This is a genomic window from Acidovorax sp. (assembly GCF_046341535.1).
Lineage (GTDB): Bacteria > Pseudomonadota > Gammaproteobacteria > Burkholderiales > Burkholderiaceae_C > Acidovorax.
Map to the genome: position 1 here is coordinate 17646 of NZ_JBKDRI010000177.1, position 19247 is coordinate 36892.

The window sequence follows — 19247 nt, forward strand, 5'->3', positions numbered from 1 at the left end:
TTGCTAAGTTCTGGCGACCGCAAACCTTGCGCTAAGCAAACGCTCTACCCGACGAGAAACCATATACTCTGGGTGACGAATCGCTAGGCAGGAGGATCCTCGTATCCGCAGTGATTTTTCAGTGTTGGCTCATCATCTTTTGATGCTTCGCCATGCAACGTTCGATCATTTCAGCATTGTTTCGTGTCCATTCGACAGTAAGGCGAAGACCTTCTCGTATGTTCATTTGGGCTTCAAACCCTAATTTTTCGCGTGCCTTGTCCGTGGAAGCAAAACGTTTACCGGATCGATCCCAGTCTCTGGCGGGACGCAGATCAAGAGGTGTTTTGTTGCCAGTGAATTCGTTAATCAACGTAGCCAACTCGAGAATGGTAGTTTCACGTCCAGTAGCCAAGTTATAGACTTCGCCCTTCTGTCCGCACAGCGCGCATGCCATCAATCCGCGCGCCATGTCTTCTACGAAGATAAAGTCACGGCTGGCGTTTCCACCATTGTCTAAGGGTAGCGCCTCTTGCTGTAACGACCGCCATACGAAAGTCGGTATTACGTTGCGCCATACAGTGTGGGCAGTGCCACGCCATTGACCAGCGCCCAAGATTTCTCTTGGCCCATACACATTGGAAAATCGAGCTTTCACGAATGGCAAGTTTGCTCTTTGAAAAAAATAGTTTCCATACAACTCACCAATGATCTTTGAAATCGAATAGGGGCTATCATGGTATAGCGTGACAGGTTGATCTTCTGTCGTGGCAGAAGCTACGTTGTAAGTCTTTTCTGCGACCGCGCAAGCTGCGGCTGCGTAAACCACTTTCTTCAGCGTTTTGATGTCAGACAATCGCTGAAATAGTTTCAAACTAGTCAGCGTGTTGTTTTCGTGGTCTGCCAACGGATTGGCGATGGAAGACTGGTTCCCGTGATAGCAAGCCAAGTGAAACGCGTAATCAAGATCCTCAGGTAACGATGAAAGGATCTGATCGTCATTAATCGACCCAAAAACAAAGCGCACGCGAGCATCGCCTGGGATATTAGTTGCCTCGGATGATAGTAGGTTGTCCACGACAATGATTTCGCGTGGATTTTGCTGCAGGATCGCGTAAGTCAGATTACTTCCAACGAAGCCTGCGCCTCCAACGATCAACACGCGTTGGTTAGAAAACGTGGCGGAGTTCGCATTCATGATTTATGCAGCGGTTGGCGGCTTGAGATGGCTAAAGACGTCGTTGACCCCGTGCTGGTCATACCACTGCAGTTGCCGCTGAATAGTTTGCTCAAAGCCAAGCTGGCACGTCCAACCAAAGTCCGCCTCTGTCTTGCTCGCGTCAAGGCAAACCACAGGAACATCGTCTGCCAACGGTGCCACCACAGGCACTTCTGTCGGATCAAGTCCCAAATAGCGCTCTACTGCGCGGAAGATCTCCAAGATCGTGTGCGCCTCGCCGCTCGACACGTTGTAGACACCGACCGGGGCATCTTGCTGAATGGCCAAGTCCATGAATCGCAGGAAATCCTGCATGTCCAGAAAGTCCCTGGCGGTATCTGAGCAAAAGCACTTCTGCCCAGCCTTGAGCCTCTTGTAAAAGGTAGGAATGGGACCGATCGCGAGGCGTGGGCCAGTCACATTCGCAATGCGAAGAGACAGCGAAGGCACCTTGCTCATCAGCATGAACTGCTCGCCGGCCGTTTTACTGATGCCATAGCTGGTAAAGGGCGCGCAACGCTCCTGCGTCGAGATGGGCAACGATGTAGGGCGGCCGTAGCAAAGCGCAGTCTGAAAATTCACTAGCCGTTTGACTTGATGACGCTCACTGGCGCGGGCCACGGCAATGCTGCCAGTGACGTTGGTATTCGCGTCCTCTCGCCAGTCCTCAGGATCTTTGTACGCAGCAGCGGCGTGAATGACGATCTCTGGTGCAAACGCGTCGAATATCTTGTCCACCCAGGCCGCATCGGCGATATGGCCTTCATGCACTTGAAGACCTTCGACCGATGGCACAACTTCCCGCTTACCTGTGGCGAAATTGTCCAACACAGCGATTTGGTGCCCCTTCGGCAACCAATGTTCAATAAGGTTGGAGCCTAAACAGCCGGCTCCTCCAGTGATCAGAATCCGCATCGGTATCTGCCTTACTGCTTGTTTTCAAGACGCAGATGGGTGTACTCACCGAGCGTGCCATGCTGTTTGTAATAAGCGATAGCCGTATCCACCGTGTGCTGAAGCGGTGTGAAAGTCAATTGACCAAAATCTTCAAACGTTCTGGAAGGATCCAGCAGGATCGAGGCGACGTCGTCCGGGCCCAGTTCTTTGACCTCGGCTTCTGGCTTTTCGGTGAAGCCCATTGCGGTGACCACAGCGTTGTAGAGCTCTTCAATCGCGATATCCGTGCCGGATGAAAAATGGTATGACCCATGTCCGACGCCATCGCATGCCTTGAGGACGACCCGTGCCAGATCTTCGACAAAGACGAAGTCGCGCCGTGCCTTGGTGACAAAGCAACGCTTCCCATCCTTGAGTCGCTGATAAAAAATTGGCAGCGGACCCGCCACGTTCCGGGGGCCAACCACGTTCGCCAAGCGGAACGTTACGAAGTCAAGCCCGGACAGCTCAAGGTACAACTCGTTTGCAGTTTTGCTGATGGCATAACTGCTTCCACCCGGCGAGCGCGGATGGTCCAGGCGGATGGGATGCTGTTGCGGGCGCAGGCCGTAGCAAAGAGCGGTTTGAAAATAAACAAACCGCTTCACTCCGTTGCGCTTCGCTGCGTCGATGACATTGGCACCTCCAACGCAGTTCGTCAGCGTGTCGTTGTACCAGTCATCGGGGTCCTTGTACGAGGCTGCGGTGTGGACGACCGCGTCCGGCCGAAACTCACCCAGCAGTTGGTCCACCAAAGGCTTGTCTGCGATAGAGCCGATCACGACCTTCAGTCGAGGATGCTCATCCAAATGCTCACGCCTGCCAGTGGCAAGGTTATCGATCGCAAGCACTTCGTCGCCGCGAGCAAGCAGCATTTCAACGACGTGAGAACCAATTTGGCCGAGGCCACCAGTGACAAAAACTTTCATGTGATTTTCCAGTGAAGCGTTATCAAGTAAGGAGTTGCAGTAAGCGCGCAGATGCATCGCCATTTCCATAGGGGTTGTCGTTACCGGACGCTGGAGGGGCAGACGCTACGACATCCCGATAAGCCAGAAGAATGCGATCTTTCGTTGCCCCTGTTAGGCGGTTCCAACCCAGCGTGACAGTTTCAACCCACTCAGTCTCATCGCGGAGGGTGATGCAGGGCACTCTATAGAAATAGGCTTCTTTTTGCACGCCACCAGAGTCCGTCATGATGACTGCTGCGGCTTGCTCCAGCGCCACCATATCGAGATATGAGAGAGGTTCAACCACGCGCAATTTGCACAAGTTGGATTGCAAGCCCGTTACCTCGACAAGGCGTCTTGTGCGCGGATGCAAGGGTAGAACAACGGGCATGTCCTGCGCGACTTCCACCAACGCTTCAACGATCTGCGTGAGACGTGAGGGGTCATCTGTATTTTCGGCGCGGTGGCAAGTTGCTAGCACATAGCGGCGCTGAGTCAACTGAAGCTGTGCAAGGATTGAACTGCGCTGCAGGGCACGACTGCCATAGAACAGCGATGCGTCGTACATGACGTCTCCCACCAAGTGAACCCCGCGAGAAAGACCCTCGTGAGCAAGATGCCCAACGGCAGTAGAAGTGGGACACAACAGCAATGTAGAAACGCGATCCGTCAAAATCCGGTTAACTTCTTCAGGCATGCGCATGTTGAATGATCGCAAGCCTGCTTCCACATGGGCCACGGGGATGTTCAACTTGGCAGCCGCCAAGGCGCCGGCCAATGTCGAATTGGTATCACCGTAGACCAGCACCCAATCTGGCCGCTCCCTCAGTAGTACCGCCTCGATTGCCTCCAGCATGCGGCCGGTCATCGCACCATGGTTGCCTCCGGATATCGCCAAGTGCACATGGGGTGTGGGAATTTCCAACTCGTCGAAAAACACCTTCGACATGTTGTCGTCAAAGTGCTGGCCCGTATGAACGATCAGTTCTTCCAATCGATCAGCAAAACCAGACTGGATGGTCCGCGACACAGCTGCTGCTTTGATGAACTGGGGCCGGGCACCCACGATCGTGAGAATCTTACGTCTGGTCATGCCATGGCCTTCGTCAATGCACTGACTACCCGGTCCTGGTCGGAAAAGGTCAGGAATGGACCCATGGGTAAACTCAGCACCTCTTGGGCCAAACGATCACCCACGGGTAACCGCACATCCGGGTCAGCCACAGCAGGCTGTTGATTCAATGGAAGTGGGTAATGAATGGCGGTAGGCACCCCTGCCTCGCTGAGCACGGCTTGGACACGATCACGCCCTTGCGCACGAATTGTGTACTGTGCCCAAACACTATGCTGATTGGCTGCGATGCGCGGTATGGTGGAAATACCAGCTGACTCCAACAATTGGTTATAACGGGCCGCCACTTGCTGACGCAACTTTATTTCATCGTCAAAGCTGCTCAGCTTGGCCAGAAGCACCGCAGCTTGCAAGGTGTCCAGACGGCTGTTGACTCCAACCCGAATGTGGTGATATCGCCGATCTTGCCCATGGCGAGCAATCTGACGCATCTCTCGCGCAAGCTCGTCATCGTTGGTAAAAATAGCTCCGCCGTCCCCGTAACAACCCAACGGCTTACTGGGGAAAAAGCTGGCGCAAGCCAAAGTAGTGAGGTTGCAACTCTTGCGCCCTTTATAGGTAGCACCAAAACTCTGCGCCGCATCCTCAATGACAGGAATTCGATATTTGGCGGCTATTTCATTGATCACATCAAAATCCGCGCATTGCCCATACAGGCTGACCGGAATGATGGCCTTCGTACGAGGCGTGATTGCGGCCTCGAGTAACGATGGATCGAGGTTGTATGTATGTGGCGACACATCTACATACACGGGCTTGGCACCCAGTAGAGCGACGGTCTCAGCCGTGGCGATATATGTGAATCCGGGGGTGATTACTTCGTCCCCAGGCCCAATGCCCAGCGCCATCTGCGCAATTTGAAGCGCATCGGTGCCATTGGCCACCGTAATGCAATATTTGGCCCCGGTGTAGCTTGCCAGGCGCTCTTCCAGTTCATGGACTTCCGGACCCAGGATGTACTGCCCATGATTCAATACTTTCTGAATGCGCGCGTCGATGTCAGTCTTGAGCTGAAGGTATTGCGCTCTTAGATCGGTGAATTCCATTACAACTCCATGCGATGGCGGGTATCAAGCTCGCTGTAACTCACCATCAATCAAACGATATAAATGACCAGTTTTTGGACAATGCGCTTGGGCATCTCCGGTCAAGGGAAGATCGAGACGCTCCCCGTGTTCGCTCATCCATCCGATTTGCCGAGCAGGTACGCCTGCAACTAATGCATAAGCCTTAACGTCACGCGTGATCACCGCCCCAGCAGCGACGAACGCATAGGCACCAATGGTTGTGCCGCACACCACGGTTGAATTGGCGCCGAGCGTGGCCCCCTTGCAAACCTGAGTTCGCCTGTACTCGTTTTTCCGCACGACGGTGCTGCGAGGGTTATACACATTGGTGAAAACAACGCTGGGCCCGCAAAAAACATCGTCTTCCAGCGTAACAGCATCGTAGACGCTCACATTATTCTGAACCTTGACATTATTGCCGATCACCACGTCATTGCCGACATAGACGTTTTGCCCGAAAGAGCAAGAAAGGCCGATCCGCGCTCCTGCTGAGATATGCACCCAGTGCCAAATGCGGGTGCCCGCGCCGATTTTCGCCCCTGCATCGACGATCGACGTCGGGTGTGCGCTATAGGATATCTCGCTCATGCTGCCCAAATAATGAAACTAGTTGCCGTGATAGGCAGCCAGACAGTTTTCGATACTTCCCTGCATGAGGATCTGGCCCTCGTTAAGCCATATCCCTGTATTGCAGAACGTTTTCAAGATCGAGTCGTTGTGCGAAGCAAGTACTAGGATCTTGACCTTGCTCATCATATTTTCCAGCCGAATGCGCGCCTTGTCGATGAATTGTGCGTCGCCCACGCCAATCATCTCGTCCATCAGCAAGATATCCGGGGCCACGGCCGTCGACACTGCGAAGGCAAGGCGAAGCATCATGCCAGACGAGTAGGTGCGCACAGGCAGATGCAGGTAGTCACCCAGCTCAGTGAAATCCTCTATATCGGTCACGAGGCCCTTGGCGTCTTTGCTGCTAATTCCCATCACGATGCAACGTGTCGCAATAAACTCGTAGCCACTGGCATCGGGATCCATGCCCAACATCAGGTCAATCAGGGAAGAGATGTGGCCATCAGACCTCATTACGCCAGAGGTGGGTTCATACACGCTGGAAAGCACCCGCAGCATGGTGGACTTGCCAGCCCCATTGCGGCCAATCAGGCCCATCCGATCTCCGTCCTTGAGAGACAGCGTGACGTCTCGCAGCGCACGTACTGCGATCGCGCCATGCCCGATGTCTTCGATCCGTCCCCGGTGTCCTTGGGCCTTTCCGAGCAACGTGTTTAGCAATCCGCGTGAGCGCGATGAAAACAGTGGGAAGTCGACATTGACCCGCTCCAATTCGATGCTTGCCATGATCAGAGCCAGTACACGAGCCTGCGACGGCTCTGCAAGAATACGGTGAAAAAAGCTAATAGCAATGCGAGAAAAGTAGCGCCGGCCATCAAATAGCTGTAAGGATGGACGGATTCGCCTAATACGGGAGCCCTGACTAAATCAAGAAATGCTGCTAAAGGATTCACGTGCACGATTAATTGTGCCCGCTCACTGAGCTGCGACGCGTTCCACATGACAGGCGTGAGAAACATCGCAATCTGCATCAAGCTAGTAACAATCATCGGTATGTCGCGAAAACGCGCACACAAAGCACCCAAAATGCAAGATACGAGTGCCGCACACACCACTGTAAACGCGAGTCCAAACAAAAATGGGATTGGCCTCACATCATCCAGACGCCCAAAAGCTAGAAGAACAATCAAGGCAATCGGAATGTTGTGGCCCATCATCAACAGATTTCGCCAGATGACCCTCAATCCGAAGGCAGTCTTAGGATAAGGCGTTTGCTTCAAGAACGCACTGGAGCCGATAAACGTCTGGCAACTGTCGGAAATGCATTGCGATATGAACAGAAACAGCACATGGCTGACACAAAAGAACGGCAAGTACGTCTGGATATCTATCTTGAAAACCTGTGACCCAATCAAACCAAACGCACCGATAAAAATGGACGTGTTGATCGATATCCACACGGGTCCCAAAAAGGAGCGACGGTACTGCTTGAGAATATCTTCAAGCCCCAAGTGCAACCAGAAACGCCAAAGCTTCAACGCGCCCCGCACGTCGGACATTAGCAACTGGAGTTGGGAAAGCGACTTCAGGCCGGAAGCTTCCATGCTTTCAAAACCCTATCCGACGCACAAAGGGATGCACACGCTCATCCGTATCGCTCGCAATCGAAGCGCTGCGGATCACATCCACCGTTTCGATGCAATGCCTTGCATCCGCCAATCCATACCCCCGCCCCGCCAGGATCTCGCGGTAGCTGGTCGTATGCAGATCGGTAAAACCTTCAGAGAATTCGAGTCGCTCTCCGCTGACATCGATATTGCGGTACGTAGGTTTCTTGCCTTTGACACCCTCCGGCAAGTCATTGGCATCGATGGACAAAAACCATTGCACCCGGGCGCGTTCGTATTCCAGATAGCCAGCTGCCTTGGTTTCTTCGCTCAAGTGAATGCGATTGTCCTGAAGCCTGCCGAAGATGAAGTGCAGCATGTCGAAGAAATGCACACCGATGTTGGTGGCTACGCCAAACGACTTGCGTGGGTCGCCCTTCCAGCTTTCCAGGTACCACTTGCCCCGCGAGGTGATGTAGGTCAGTTCGACATCGAACTTGGTGTCTTTCGGTGCCGCGGCCACCTTTTCCCGCAGCTTCAAGATGGCGTCGTGGTGGCGTAGTTGCAGGATATTGAAAACTCGTTTGCCCGTCTCCTGCTCAACCCGCGCCAGTTCATCCATCAACTGGGGCGTCGGGACCAGCGGCTTTTCGCAGATGACATCGCAGCCCAAGCGCAGGCCTGCCGCAATGTGAGCATGGTGCAGATAGTTCGGCGAGCAGATGGACACGTAGTCCAGGGCAGTCCCCGCATTGCGCTTGAGCTGGTGCACATGTTCCGCAAAACGCTCGAACTCGGTGAAGAAATCGCTCTGCGGAGAAATGCTATCGATGATGCCCACCGAATCGTTGATGTCATACGCCACAGACAAATGATTGCCGGTGTCTTGTATGGCACGCATGTGGCGCGGCGCTATATAGCCGGCGGCGCCAATGAGGGCAAATTTTTTCATATCGGGCACGAAGAAGAATTACAGGCGAAAAACGGTAAAACCAGCCTCTGAGGCTTGCTGACGGTCGTAAAGGCTTTTCACGTCAGTCAGCACTGGCTGCACACCACGGCAGTACGTCCGCAGTTCCGCTGGCGTAGCCTGACGGTATTCGTTGTGGCCCACCGCGACCACCAAAGCGTCCACGGGGTGGTCCGCATCGACGCGCCCTAACGCCAGGCTGTACTCATGGTCTACCTCGTCGGCTCTGGCCCAAGGGTCGGCAACGACTACGGCGGCGCCCCAGGCGAGGAACTCCCTCACCATGTCGACGACTTTGCTGTTACGAATATCGGGGCAGTTTTCTTTGAAGGTGATGCCAAGGATACCGATGCGGCAGCGCGGCACGTCCATGCCATTCCTCAGCATAAGACGGATGGTGTTGCGGGCCACGTAACGCGCCATGTTGTCGTTAATTCGGCGCCCGGCCAGGATGACCTGCGGGTGATAGCCCACTTCCTCAGCCTTGTGGGTCAGATAATAGGGATCCACGCCGATGCAGTGGCCGCCCACCAACCCCGGCCGGAAGGGCAGGAAGTTCCACTTGCTGCCCGCGGCCTCAAGCACGTCGAGCGTATCTATGCCAAGCCGCTCGAAAATGACCGACAACTCATTCACCAGAGCAATATTCAGGTCGCGCTGAGTGTTTTCGATAACCTTGGCGGCTTCGGCCACCTTCAGGCTACTGGCCTTGTGGGTCCCGGCGGTAATGATGCTGCCGTACAGGGCATCCACGGCATCGGCCACTTCGGGGGTGCTGCCGCTGGTGATCTTCTTGATCTTGGTCAGCGTGTTGACTCGGTCGCCGGGGTTGATGCGCTCGGGGCTGTATCCGCAGAAAAAGCCCGTATTGAATGTCTTGCCGCTGAACCGCTCGAGCACCGGTACGCATACTTCTTCAGTCGCGCCGGGATACACGGTGGATTCAAAGATAACCACAGCACCGTCGGGCATAACCCGGCCCACCATTTCGCTCGCCTTGATCAGGGGCGTCATGTCGGGACGGTTGGCTTTGTCCACCGGAGTGGGCACCGTCACGATGAAGACCTTGCAATCGCGCAATTCCTCTCCGTTAGCGCTATATTGCAAGTGGATGGCCGCTTGCAGGTTCTCCGGGGTCACCTCCAGCGTACCGTCCCGGCCCGATTGCAGTTCGGAGATACGTGCGGCATTGATGTCATAGCCAATGACCGGACGCTGACGGCCGAACTCCACCGCCAGAGGGAGGCCCACATACCCGAGCCCGATCACGGCAATCCTTGCTTTTTCGAGATTCATATTTGCGTGTGAGAAGAATAGGTATGTTGAGGCCAGGGGCGGGAAGCGCCCTGCCTACAAGGCCAGGAATGGGGTTATGCAGGCTCGGCGACCGCCACCCCGTCCGCGAAGGCGACCCAGTCCGTCATGGAACGTCGTCGGCACCCGAGGTGCGCCCATAGATGTCGTCGAACCGAACGATGTCATCGTCACCCAAATAGTCGCCGGACTGAACCTCAATGATTTCGAGATGAGTCTTGCCCGGATTGGCCAGCCGATGACGGCGACCGACTGGAATGAACGTCGACTCATTCTGTGCCAGCAGAAAGGTATCTTCGCCATTGGTGATTTCGGCGGTACCTCGCACCACCACCCAGTGTTCCGCACGGTGATAGTGCATTTGCATGCTCAAGCGAGCGCCAGGGTTCACCACGATTCGCTTGACCTGAAAGCGATCGCCGCTGTCGATGCTGTCGTACCAGCCCCAGGGTCGATGAACTTTACGGTGAGTTTGGGTCAGCGTGTGACCTGCGTCTTTGAGCTTGTTGACGATTTGTTTGACGTCTTGGGTTTGATTTTTGTCGACCACCAGAATGGCGTCGGGGGTCTCTATGACCGCAATATTGTCCAGCCCCACCCCGGCTACCAGGCGGCTGCTCGACAGCAGCAGCGAATTGGTGCAACCGTGTTGAATCGTATCGCCCACATGTGCATTGCCTTGCGTGTCGTGCTGGCGCACCTGCCACAGGGCGTCCCAGGCACCCAGATCTGACCAGCCGGCCTGGAGCGGCACCACGCAAGCCGGTATTTGGAGGTCTGGGCGAGCAGGCAGCCTTTCCATCACGGCGTAGTCGATGGAGTCGGATGGGCAGGCACTAAAAGCGGGGGTATTTGGGCGAACAAAGTCTGCATCGATCTGGGCGTTGGCCATGGCAGCGGCGCAGGCCTGGTAGATGTCAGGGCGGCATTGCTGTATGGCTTTGATCCATACGCTGGCGCGCACCATGAACAAGCCACTGTTCCACAAATAGTTGCCAGCGTTCAGGTAGGCCCGGGCGCGGGCGAGGTCGGGTTTTTCGGCAAAGCTGGCGATTTGATGGCCACCGGCGTGCCATGGCTGCCCGCATTCGATATAGCCGTAGCCCGTCTCGGGTTTGTCGGCCACGATGCCAAACGTCACCATGGCGCCGCCCAGCGCAATCGGGTACGCCTGCTGTATGGCAGCATGAAAAGCCTGTAGGTCGGCCATGACATGGTCGGCGGGCATGGCCAGCAAGATGGGGTCGCTTGCGTTATCGCCGCCAGGGCCGGGTTGGCCCGGTAGCAAGGTGTGGGTGAGCCTATCTGGCTGGGGGAGCCCCCACGCAGGCGGCTGCGCGGGTGATTGCTCTGGGACCTGGACCTGGGCCTGCAAGGCGGCCAAGGTTAGCGCCGGGGCAGTACTGCGGCCTGCTGGCTCCAACACAATTTGTGCGCGGCTGACACCAGCCTCTTGCATTTGGCTGGCGGCCAAAAAACGATGTTCTGCATTGCACACCAGAATCGGGGCCGAAGCGACGGGCAAGTGGCCCAGGCCACGCAGACGCAGAGCCGTCTCTTGCAGCATGGTTCGCGAACCCGTCAGGGACAAAAACTGCTTGGGGTAGCTTTCCCGCGATAGCGGCCACAGGCGGGAGCCAGAGCCCCCGCACAGAACCACGGGGAGCAAAGGGTTCTTCGATTCGGTCATAGATCGGTGCAGCAAATTTTTATGGCTGGACCCTGTGAGTGTCAGCAAGGGCTGTTTTTTGCAGGTCGGCTTCCAGCAGGGCAATTCGCTGGTTCAACCGGCGCACATCACGCTCGATGCGGGTATTCACCATATCGCTGTGCAGCGCCTTGATCAAAAGCACCATCGACACCAGAAGCAAAAGCAGCGCAGGGGGGTAGTTCACGCCCAACACCATGGCTAACCGGTCAATCAGGCCTGGCCAAGCACCCAGCAGAGCAGCCGCACCCGCTACCAAAACCCAAAATAGCCCGTGCATGACGTACAGGTGGTCCCTTCTGATCAGGTACAGGATGAGCACTGCCAGACCGATGCCCATGAGTGCAGTGGTAACGAGTAAAGAGGCCATCGAATGTATGAACCGTGAACAAGCGAGTTGCGCAGAATATGCGCGGGCGGTGAAGCTGATGATCAGCGTTTGCGTTCGGTATTTGGCTCCGATGGTTGAATGCTGGCATCGGGGCAAGTTGGGTTTGCTGAGCCGTGGCCCGATGTCAGGCAATGCGCTGGAGCCGCGGCCACGGATTGTAGGTGCAGCATTGTCACCGCCTGCCGCAATAACCTCCAGCGGCCCGCGAACACGTCAGCAGATACCACTGCAGCCCGCCAATCAGCCCAAGCCTCATCAGGCATAAGCCCATGATTTATTTGACTTTTTCACAAACTCCGCCACTGAAATTAAGGCTGGTGCGTGACTCCACATTCGACGGTGCGGTTTGCGCTTTTCGCTAGTTTAGTGAGTGTTTAGGTCACGTGTCCAAGCTTTTTGCCAGAGCTTGCGAGGTGGACCCTTCGCGAACCGAGTGCCCCACCGAACTCACCGGGTACCAAGACCAAGGCTGGCACTACCAAATGGTCGATGTCTATGAGCCTGTCGGACATGCCAAGCAAAGCACAGACCATCAATCAACTGCCAGCAAACAAAAGGCAAGGCCGCCGAGGCTCCGAAGGACGCGGCCGGCCCGCTGAACACAGACCCTCAGTCCTCGCTGGGCTGCACAAACCAATACAGCAGCAGCAACACGCCAATTCCAGTCAGGTAGAGCAACTGCCACCAGCCAGACCGGCCGATGTCATGCAGCCGCCGGGCTCCCACTGCCAGCCCTGGCAACAACAGTCCCAGCGAAACCAGGGCGTTCAGGGTATCGCTGACGGCCGCCGCGGCCAGCAGGACGAGCACCTGAAACAGAAAGAACCACCAGAACTCCGAGCGCGGCGCACGGCCCGAAAAACCCGCGTACTGCGCGAAGCAGCTTTTGACAGCAGAAACAAAATCCATAGCGCACTCCCTCTCTTGGTTGAAAAAGCAAACCAGCGACATAAGGGACCAAGCCCACGCGCCATGATAGAGGGGCTCTGCGTCAGACCCAGATGGACAACATCCGGGCGCCGCCGCGCGGTGTGAGCAGCACGCAGCACACCGGCAGCCGTTTACTATGTTTTTTATAGCTACAAAGGCAATACCATCAGGCGGACACGGCCATTTTTACTTGTTTTTTCTGTATCAAACCACCGTGCGCAGGGCCTGCGTAGCACGGGCCAGCTCGGTGATGCGCGCCCAGTCGCCCGACTTCACCGCATCGGCGGGCGTGAGCCACGACCCCCCCACGCAGCGAACGTTGGGTAGCCCCAGGTAATTGGGCGCGGTGGCCAGCGTGATGCCGCCCGTGGGGCAAAAGATGACCTGGCTAAACGGGCTGGCCCATGACTTGAGCAGCGGGATGCCGCCCACAGCCTCGGCTGGGAAGAGCTTGAGGAAGGTGAACCCATCGGCCAACGCCGCCATGATTTCACTGGACGTAGCCACGCCCGGCAGCAACGGCAGGCCCAGCCCCTTGCAGGTGCTGCCTACCGCCGCGGTGTAGCCCGGGCTCACCGCAAAGCGGGCACCGGCCTCGCTGGCGCGGCGGGCGTCGTCGGCATTGAGCACGGTACCCACGCCAACGATGGCTTCGGGCAGGCTGCGGGCGATGGCCTCGATGGACGGGAGGGCCGCCGGGGTGCGCAGGGTGACTTCAAGCACCTTGACGCCGCCGGCCAGCAGAGCCTCGGCCAGGGGCAGCGCGTCTTCCACGCGGTCGATCACGATGACGGGGATGACCGGGCCATGGGTGGCAATTTCAATCGGATTCATGGGATTCTTTCAAGTGAAGACAGGTGCGGCAAAAGTACCTGCCGCGATGCGATACCGGTGCCACCGTGGAACTGGCTTTGCCAGACCGACGATGTCGCCCCCTCGGGGAGATGGCGGGTGACCCCTTACAACCATGTGCAGGCGCCCTGTTCCGCGCCGCCCGCATGGCGGCGGAAGTTCGTGAAAAGCTCACGGCCAAATCCGGTGGCGGCCGCAGCCGTGTAGGGAGCCACCGGCCGGGCCGCCCAGGTGGCCTCATCCACCAGCACATCCAGCGTACCGGCCACGGCATCCACACGCACGACATCGCCGTCGAGCACTTTGGCCAACGGGCCACCCGCCATCGCCTCAGGCGTGACGTGGATGGCTGCTGGCACCTTGCCGGAGGCTCCACTCATGCGACCGTCGGTCACCAAAGCCACCTTAAAACCCTGGTTCTGCAGCACCGCCAGCGGGGGCGTGAGCTTGTGCAGCTCGGGCATGCCGTTGGCCTGCGGGCCCTGAAAACGCACCACCGCCACCATGTCCTGCTGCACCTCGCCTGCGGCAAAGGCTTCGAGCAGCGCTTCTTGCGAATCGAACACGCGCGCGGGGGCCTCGATGATGTGGCGGTCTTCCGGCACGGCCGATACCTTGATCACCGCCCGACCCAGGCGGCCCTGCAGCAGGCGCAGGCCGCCCGTGGGCGAGAACGGGCGGTCCACCGGGCGCAGCACGGTTTCGTCACCCGACACCTCGGGGGCGCCCTGCCCGCCCGCGGCAATGCCGCCTTCGTTGATGCTCAGCACATCGGGGTGCATGAAGCCCCCTTTGAGCAATTCGCGCAGGATCCAGCGCGGGCCACCTGCGGCCTCGAACTGGTTCACGTCCGCATCGCCGTTGGGGTACACCCGGGCCAGCAGAGGCACCACCGACGAGAGCTCATCAAAATCGGTCCAGTCGATCAAGATGCCGGCGCTGCGCGCCACGGCCACCCAGTGGATCAGGTGGTTGGTAGAGCCGCCCGTGGCCAGCAGTGCCGCCATGGCGTTGACGATGCAGCGCTCGTCCACCAACTTGCCGATGGGCGTGAAGCGCTGGCTGCGCTGGCCGATGTCGAGCACCGTGCGCGCAGCCTGGCGCGTGAAGGCCTCGCGCTCCTGCGTGGCCGGTGGCGCAAAGGCCGCGCCGGGCACATGCAGGCCCATGGCCTCCAGCAGCATCTGGTTGCTGTTGGCGGTACCGTAGAAGGTGCAGGTGCCGGGGCTGTGGTACGCGGCCGACTCGGCCTTGAGCAGCTCGTCACGGCCGACCAGCCCTTGGGCGTATTGCTCACGCACCTTGGATTTGTCTTTGTTCGACAGGCCGGTACCCATGGGGCCAGCCGGCACAAACACACAGGGCAAATGCCCATAGTGCAGCGCGCCAATGAGCAGGCCGGGCACGATCTTGTCGCACACGCCCAGCAGCAAAGCGCCATCAAACACATCATGGGACAGCGCTACCGCCGTCGCCATGGCAATGGCATCGCGGGAAAACAGCGACAGCTCCATGCCAGGCGTACCCTGGGTTACGCCATCGCACATAGCGGGCACGCCGCCCGCCACCTGCACGGTGGCGCCATGGCGCGCGGCCTCGTCACGCAGCACCGCCGGAAACGCGTGGTAGGGCTGGTGGGCCGACAGCATGTCGTTGTAGGCCGTCACCACGCCAATGTTGGGGGCCTTCTCGACCGTAACCTTGAATTTTTCAGACCCTGGCAGCGCCGCGTACGCGTGGGCCAGGTTGGCGCAACCCATGCGGTCTTGCGGAGGCTTGCGGGCGACCATGGCGTCCACCACCGCCAGGTAGGCCGCGCGCGTTTGCGCGCTGCGTGAAATGATGCGGGCCGTCACGCGCGCTACGGTTGAATGCATGCGATGCTCCATCGAAGGATTTGGCAACCCGTGCGGGCGCCCGTTTTGTGAGGGCTAGAATGTAACTCGATAACCGATTGATATCAAGTCATGACGCTGCAAATCCTGCCTATCGAGCCCTCCGAGCTGGGCGAATCGCCCTGGTGGCACCCCGTCGAGAAGCGCCTGTACTGGTGTGACATAGAGGGCTTTTCCCTGCGGGCGTGGGATCCGGCCAGCGGACAACACTGGACCTGGAAGACCCCCAGCGAGCCCGCCTGCTGCGCGCCCGCCACCGATGGAAAAATAGTAATCGGGTTACGTGATGGGTTTTATCGACTCGACCCCGCTACTGGCCACTTCGACCGCCTTGCCCGCCTGCCCAACCCGCCGCATGACCCCACCCGCCTTCGGTTGAACGACGGGCGCTGCGACACGGCAGGCCGATTCTGGGCGGGCTCCATGGTCACGCCGCGCACTGCGCCCGACGCGGCCCTGTGGCGCCTGCAGGCGAGCGATCATGGCCACGTTCTGGACCAGATGGCAGGCGAGAACTTCACCGCCAACGGCCTGGCGTTCAGCCCCGATAACCGCACCATGTACTGGTCGAACACGCCGGAGCATCGCATCGACCGCTTCGACTTTGACGTGGCCACCGGCACCATCACCAACCGCCGCCCCTGGGTGCAGTTTGACCGCAAGGTGGACGGCCAGCCCTACGGCGGGCGGCCCGATGGCGCAGCGGTGGATGTGGACGGGAACTACTGGGTAGCAATGTATGAGGGGGCTTGTGTACTGCAGTTATCGCCTGCGGGCACGGTGCTGCAGCGCATTGCGCTGCCGGTGCAGTGCCCGACGATGGTGTGTTTTGGGGAAGAGGACTTGCAGACGCTGTACATCACATCGGCGCGCAAGGGCAGGCCAGTGGGGGAGCAGGAGGCTGCGGTTCCGGCAGGGTCGCTGCTCAAGGTGCATGTGGAGTGTCAGGGGCTGTCAGTGAACTTCTTTAAGTGCTAACCGAACGCTACGTTTTCAGGAGCGCCACCGCCCGCGCAGAGAGGACTTTTGGTTGGTTAGCCCTCCTTTGAAATCGAAGGCTCATACCACGCATGGGAGTCCGTCCGTTCTCAACCCTGTGCTCCCGTCGATCACCGCGTGAGGTGACGTGGGGTTTGCCACCTCAATACCTTCGCGCACAGGGCGCGCCCCTTCGCGGCAGTCGCCTGTCTTTGAGCCCGTAGACCCTGCCGAGTGCAGGGGGGGGGGCGGCTCACGTCGGCTCGTCGCCGGCTTTTTCGCTCGCCTGATCGGCGGCTTCTTTTGCTGCTTTCTCTCGCGCCCGCTGCTGGCGTGTTTGTTCTTGGGCCTTGCGGACGTCGTGCATCTGCCAGAAGGCGAACACAAACACCAGGCCAAAAATACCCAGTTCCAACCAGATTCCCATGGCTTGACCTTCCGAGTATCGAGGTGTCACTAAACATTGACAGTTGTGATTATCAGTTTATATTGACGATCACGCCTGTCAGCTTGGGTTGACGGGCCTTCCCTTTCGGAGGTCCCATGAGCCTGTTGAAACGCGCCGAGCACGCACTGAGCACCCATTTTGAGCAAGCCGCAGGCACGGGTGCGCCACCCAGGCTGGTCGCCGCCATGCGGCACGCGGTCTTTTCGGGCGGAGCCCGCATCCGCCCGCAGCTGTGCATGGCCGTGGCCACCGCCTGTGGCGACGATACGCCCGAGCTGACCAATGCCGCCGCCGTGGCACTCGAGTTGATGCACTGCGCCTCTTTGGTGCACGACGACATGCCCGCCTTTGACAACGCCGACACCCGGCGCGGCCTGCCCACGGTGCACAAAGCCTTCAGCGAGCCGTTGGCGCTGCTGGCCGGGGACGGCCTGATCGTCATGGCCTACCGGGTTTTGTTGCAAGCGGGGGCACAGCGGCCCGAGCGATTGATTCGGGTGATGGACAACATGACCCAAGGCGTGGGCCTGCCGTACGGCATCGTGGCCGGGCAAGCCTGGGAGTGCGAGGCCAGCGCGGACCTGGGCCAATACCAACGTGCCAAGACCGGAGCATTGTTTGTTTCGGCCACTTGCGCGGGCGCGCTCAGCAGCGGTGCTGCTGCCGAGCCTTGGTCGTTTTTGGGCCAATACTTGGGCGAGGCCTACCAAGTGGCCGACGACATCCGCGACGTGATCGCCGATGCCGCCACCTTGGGCAAACCTGCGGGACAGGACGCCCTGCATGCCCGCCCCAGCTCTGCCCAGGCGCTGGGTTTGACTGGGGCCATTGCCTACTTTGAGCAACTGATCGACCAGGCCGCAGCCTCCATCCCGGCCTGTTCGTGCCGCGACATGTTGCGCCAGTTGGTCCTGGTCGAGGCCGAGCGCCTGGTGCCCAAGGCCCTGTGCGAAGGCTATTTTAGGAGCCACCCGGAAGTGGTTCCCACCCGTGTCAGCGCGCCTCACTGATCGCCCAGACCGACTCACGCGAAGGAAAGACCATGTCCCAACCTCTGGATCTGGCCGCCGCGCGGGCCCACACCTCCGCCACTTCTTTCAAGGATGCATGGCAAGCCCGCTTGGAGCGCTGGTACGCCCATCCGGGTCTGTACCGCTGGTCGCTCAGTAACCCGTTCACGCGCTGGCTCACCCGTCGCCGCACCCGCAAACTGTTTGATTTGATGGCTGGGTTTGTGCACAGCCAGGTGCTGCTCGGCTGTGTGCGGCTGGACTTATTCAAAGCCCTGCACCTGGCCCCAGCCAACCTGATCGATTTATCGAGTCGCACTGGCTTGGCCCCGGCATTGCTGCAGCGTTTGCTGCTGTCTGCCGTGGCGCTGGGTCTGCTGGAGCACCGTAGCCACGGCCGGTTTGGTCTGGGCCCGCTGGGTGTGCCATTGGCGCAGCACGAGGGCATCGCCCAAATGATCGAGCACAACCACCTGCTCTACCAGGACATGCAAGACCCCGTGCAATTCCTGAACAACGCTTGGAGCGGGGGGATGGCCGAGTACTGGCCATATGCCCACAAGCAGTCAGCGCCTGCGGCCTCCGAGCCGAATGAGGCTCGGGCCGGGGTCCGGGCAGTCACCCAAGCACCTTGCGAGGCTGAAGTCGACAAGTTCACCCGTTACTCGCAACTCATGGCCGCCTCGCAAGGCTTTGTGGTGCAAGAGATTTTGACGTCCTACTTTTTTGACGAGCACCGCTGCGTCCTCGATGTAGGCGCGGGTAAAGGCCGTTTTGTGAGCGAGCTGGCCGTGCACGCGCCTCACTTGCAGTTCAAGATGTTCGACCTGCCTCCGGTCCTCGAACTCGCCCGCGAAGGCCTGCAGGCCAAAGGGTTGACGCAGCGCGTGAGCCTGCACCCTGGCAGCTTTTTGGATGACCCACTGCCCAAAGGGGCTGACCTGATCACGTTGGTGCGTGTGGCCCATGACCATCCGGACGCCGTGGTGCGGCAGATTTTGCAAAAGGCCCATGCCGCCTTGCCGGTAGGCGGCGCTTTGTTGCTGGCCGAGCCCATGGCCCAGCCCGAATCAGAGGCCGGTCAGCCCGAAGCCTCGGTCGATGCCTACTTCCACTTTTACCTCCTGGCCATGGGGGCCGGGCGTCTGCGCACCCCGCAAGAGCTCCAGACCATGATGCAAGAGGCCGGATTTACGCATGTTGAGCAGGTACCCAACGCCATGCCCATCCATGCGCGCATCCTTTTGGGTCGCAAATCTCAGTGTTTACCCTAGGTTTCGCGGAATAGTGT

19 protein-coding genes are annotated in these 19247 nt (G+C 58.6%); 3 read left to right on the plus strand and 16 right to left on the minus strand.

What is annotated here, in order from left to right:
- Positions 1-118: 118 nt before the first annotated feature.
- From ACK543_RS13145 to edd, 15 genes are all read right to left on the minus strand, one after another.
- Positions 119-1177 (minus strand): NAD-dependent epimerase/dehydratase family protein, encoded by a 1059-nt coding sequence (locus tag ACK543_RS13145; RefSeq protein WP_409943290.1) that lies wholly within the window; start codon positions 1175-1177, stop codon positions 119-121.
- Between the two features lie 3 nt (positions 1178-1180).
- Entirely contained in the window at positions 1181-2113 is a 933-nt protein-coding gene (locus tag ACK543_RS13150) for an NAD-dependent epimerase/dehydratase family protein (protein WP_409943291.1), read from the minus strand.
- An 11-nt stretch (positions 2114-2124) separates the two neighbouring features.
- Complete coding sequence (locus tag ACK543_RS13155; RefSeq protein WP_409943292.1) at positions 2125-3063, minus strand: NAD-dependent epimerase/dehydratase family protein; 939 nt, start codon at positions 3061-3063, stop codon at positions 2125-2127.
- 22 nt (positions 3064-3085) lie between these two features.
- The gene (gene wecB / locus ACK543_RS13160; RefSeq protein WP_409943293.1) at positions 3086-4177 is read right to left on the minus strand and encodes a non-hydrolyzing UDP-N-acetylglucosamine 2-epimerase; all 1092 of its coding nucleotides are present in this window, start codon (positions 4175-4177) and stop codon (positions 3086-3088) included.
- Positions 4174-5262 (minus strand): DegT/DnrJ/EryC1/StrS family aminotransferase, encoded by a 1089-nt coding sequence (locus ACK543_RS13165; RefSeq protein ID WP_409943294.1) that lies wholly within the window; start codon positions 5260-5262, stop codon positions 4174-4176. Before ACK543_RS13165 ends, wecB begins: the two co-directional genes overlap by 4 nt.
- Before the next feature lie 24 nt (positions 5263-5286).
- Entirely contained in the window at positions 5287-5871 is a 585-nt protein-coding gene (locus ACK543_RS13170) for an acyltransferase (RefSeq protein WP_409943295.1), read from the minus strand.
- Positions 5872-5889: 18 nt separating this feature from the next.
- Positions 5890-6639 carry an ABC transporter ATP-binding protein gene (locus tag ACK543_RS13175; RefSeq protein ID WP_409943296.1) on the minus strand — a complete coding sequence of 250 codons (750 nt, stop codon included), beginning with the start codon at positions 6637-6639 and terminating at the stop codon, positions 5890-5892.
- 2 nt (positions 6640-6641) lie between these two features.
- Positions 6642-7457 (minus strand): ABC transporter permease, encoded by an 816-nt coding sequence (locus ACK543_RS13180; protein WP_409943297.1) that lies wholly within the window; start codon positions 7455-7457, stop codon positions 6642-6644.
- Between the two features lie 4 nt (positions 7458-7461).
- The gene (locus ACK543_RS13185; protein ID WP_409943298.1) at positions 7462-8412 is read right to left on the minus strand and encodes a Gfo/Idh/MocA family protein; all 951 of its coding nucleotides are present in this window, start codon (positions 8410-8412) and stop codon (positions 7462-7464) included.
- An 18-nt stretch (positions 8413-8430) separates the two neighbouring features.
- Positions 8431-9726 (minus strand): nucleotide sugar dehydrogenase, encoded by a 1296-nt coding sequence (locus tag ACK543_RS13190; protein WP_409943299.1) that lies wholly within the window; start codon positions 9724-9726, stop codon positions 8431-8433.
- Positions 9727-9850: 124 nt separating this feature from the next.
- Positions 9851-11434 carry a mannose-1-phosphate guanylyltransferase/mannose-6-phosphate isomerase gene (locus ACK543_RS13195; RefSeq protein WP_409943300.1) on the minus strand — a complete coding sequence of 528 codons (1584 nt, stop codon included), beginning with the start codon at positions 11432-11434 and terminating at the stop codon, positions 9851-9853.
- 19 nt (positions 11435-11453) lie between these two features.
- Positions 11454-11822 (minus strand): DUF2304 domain-containing protein, encoded by a 369-nt coding sequence (locus ACK543_RS13200; RefSeq protein ID WP_409943376.1) that lies wholly within the window; start codon positions 11820-11822, stop codon positions 11454-11456.
- 630 nt (positions 11823-12452) lie between these two features.
- Positions 12453-12752: a DUF805 domain-containing protein gene (locus ACK543_RS13205; protein ID WP_409943301.1), complete on the minus strand. Its 300-nt coding sequence runs from the start codon at positions 12750-12752 to the stop codon at positions 12453-12455.
- Positions 12753-12977: 225 nt separating this feature from the next.
- On the minus strand, positions 12978-13607 hold the full coding sequence (eda, locus tag ACK543_RS13210; protein WP_409943302.1) for a bifunctional 4-hydroxy-2-oxoglutarate aldolase/2-dehydro-3-deoxy-phosphogluconate aldolase: 630 nt from the start codon (positions 13605-13607) through the stop codon (positions 12978-12980).
- Positions 13608-13732: 125 nt separating this feature from the next.
- Positions 13733-15502 carry a phosphogluconate dehydratase gene (edd, locus tag ACK543_RS13215; protein ID WP_409943303.1) on the minus strand — a complete coding sequence of 590 codons (1770 nt, stop codon included), beginning with the start codon at positions 15500-15502 and terminating at the stop codon, positions 13733-13735.
- A 90-nt stretch (positions 15503-15592) separates the two neighbouring features.
- Between edd and ACK543_RS13220 the strand changes: the two genes are divergently transcribed.
- The gene (locus ACK543_RS13220; protein WP_409943304.1) at positions 15593-16498 is read left to right on the plus strand and encodes an SMP-30/gluconolactonase/LRE family protein; all 906 of its coding nucleotides are present in this window, start codon (positions 15593-15595) and stop codon (positions 16496-16498) included.
- 253 nt (positions 16499-16751) lie between these two features.
- Here the strand turns inward: ACK543_RS13220 and ACK543_RS13225 are convergent, their stop codons facing one another.
- Complete coding sequence (locus ACK543_RS13225; RefSeq protein ID WP_409943305.1) at positions 16752-16925, minus strand: hypothetical protein; 174 nt, start codon at positions 16923-16925, stop codon at positions 16752-16754.
- Between the two features lie 116 nt (positions 16926-17041).
- Here ACK543_RS13225 and ACK543_RS13230 point away from each other — a divergent pair, with 116 nt between their 5' ends.
- Together ACK543_RS13230 and ACK543_RS13235 are read left to right on the plus strand one after the other, a co-directional pair.
- Positions 17042-17956 carry a polyprenyl synthetase family protein gene (locus tag ACK543_RS13230; protein ID WP_409943306.1) on the plus strand — a complete coding sequence of 305 codons (915 nt, stop codon included), beginning with the start codon at positions 17042-17044 and terminating at the stop codon, positions 17954-17956.
- A gap of 32 nt (positions 17957-17988) precedes the next feature.
- The gene (locus ACK543_RS13235; protein WP_409943307.1) at positions 17989-19230 is read left to right on the plus strand and encodes a methyltransferase; all 1242 of its coding nucleotides are present in this window, start codon (positions 17989-17991) and stop codon (positions 19228-19230) included.
- Positions 19231-19247 lie beyond the last annotated feature (17 nt).

Bases quoted from the DNA above. Each gene is read 5' to 3' on its own strand.
- wecB (WP_409943293.1), bottom strand. From the start codon at position 4,177: ATGACCAGACGTAAGATTCTCACGATCGTGGGTGCCCGGCCCCAGTTC.
- ACK543_RS13235 (WP_409943307.1), top strand. From the start codon at position 17,989: ATGTCCCAACCTCTGGATCTGGCCGCCGCGCGGGCCCACACCTCCGCC.
- ACK543_RS13145 (WP_409943290.1), bottom strand. From the start codon at position 1,177: ATGAATGCGAACTCCGCCACGTTTTCTAACCAACGCGTGTTGATCGTT.
- ACK543_RS13200 (WP_409943376.1), bottom strand. From the start codon at position 11,822: ATGGCCTCTTTACTCGTTACCACTGCACTCATGGGCATCGGTCTGGCA.
- ACK543_RS13170 (WP_409943295.1), bottom strand. From the start codon at position 5,871: ATGAGCGAGATATCCTATAGCGCACACCCGACGTCGATCGTCGATGCA.
- ACK543_RS13230 (WP_409943306.1), top strand. From the start codon at position 17,042: ATGAGCCTGTTGAAACGCGCCGAGCACGCACTGAGCACCCATTTTGAG.
- ACK543_RS13180 (WP_409943297.1), bottom strand. From the start codon at position 7,457: ATGGAAGCTTCCGGCCTGAAGTCGCTTTCCCAACTCCAGTTGCTAATG.
- ACK543_RS13195 (WP_409943300.1), bottom strand. From the start codon at position 11,434: ATGACCGAATCGAAGAACCCTTTGCTCCCCGTGGTTCTGTGCGGGGGC.
- ACK543_RS13185 (WP_409943298.1), bottom strand. From the start codon at position 8,412: ATGAAAAAATTTGCCCTCATTGGCGCCGCCGGCTATATAGCGCCGCGC.
- ACK543_RS13190 (WP_409943299.1), bottom strand. From the start codon at position 9,726: ATGAATCTCGAAAAAGCAAGGATTGCCGTGATCGGGCTCGGGTATGTG.
- ACK543_RS13175 (WP_409943296.1), bottom strand. From the start codon at position 6,639: ATGGCAAGCATCGAATTGGAGCGGGTCAATGTCGACTTCCCACTGTTT.
- edd (WP_409943303.1), bottom strand. From the start codon at position 15,502: ATGCATTCAACCGTAGCGCGCGTGACGGCCCGCATCATTTCACGCAGC.
- ACK543_RS13225 (WP_409943305.1), bottom strand. From the start codon at position 16,925: ATGGGAATCTGGTTGGAACTGGGTATTTTTGGCCTGGTGTTTGTGTTC.
- ACK543_RS13205 (WP_409943301.1), bottom strand. From the start codon at position 12,752: ATGGATTTTGTTTCTGCTGTCAAAAGCTGCTTCGCGCAGTACGCGGGT.
- ACK543_RS13165 (WP_409943294.1), bottom strand. From the start codon at position 5,262: ATGGAATTCACCGATCTAAGAGCGCAATACCTTCAGCTCAAGACTGAC.
- eda (WP_409943302.1), bottom strand. From the start codon at position 13,607: ATGAATCCGATTGAAATTGCCACCCATGGCCCGGTCATCCCCGTCATC.
- ACK543_RS13220 (WP_409943304.1), top strand. From the start codon at position 15,593: ATGACGCTGCAAATCCTGCCTATCGAGCCCTCCGAGCTGGGCGAATCG.
- ACK543_RS13150 (WP_409943291.1), bottom strand. From the start codon at position 2,113: ATGCGGATTCTGATCACTGGAGGAGCCGGCTGTTTAGGCTCCAACCTT.
- ACK543_RS13155 (WP_409943292.1), bottom strand. From the start codon at position 3,063: ATGAAAGTTTTTGTCACTGGTGGCCTCGGCCAAATTGGTTCTCACGTC.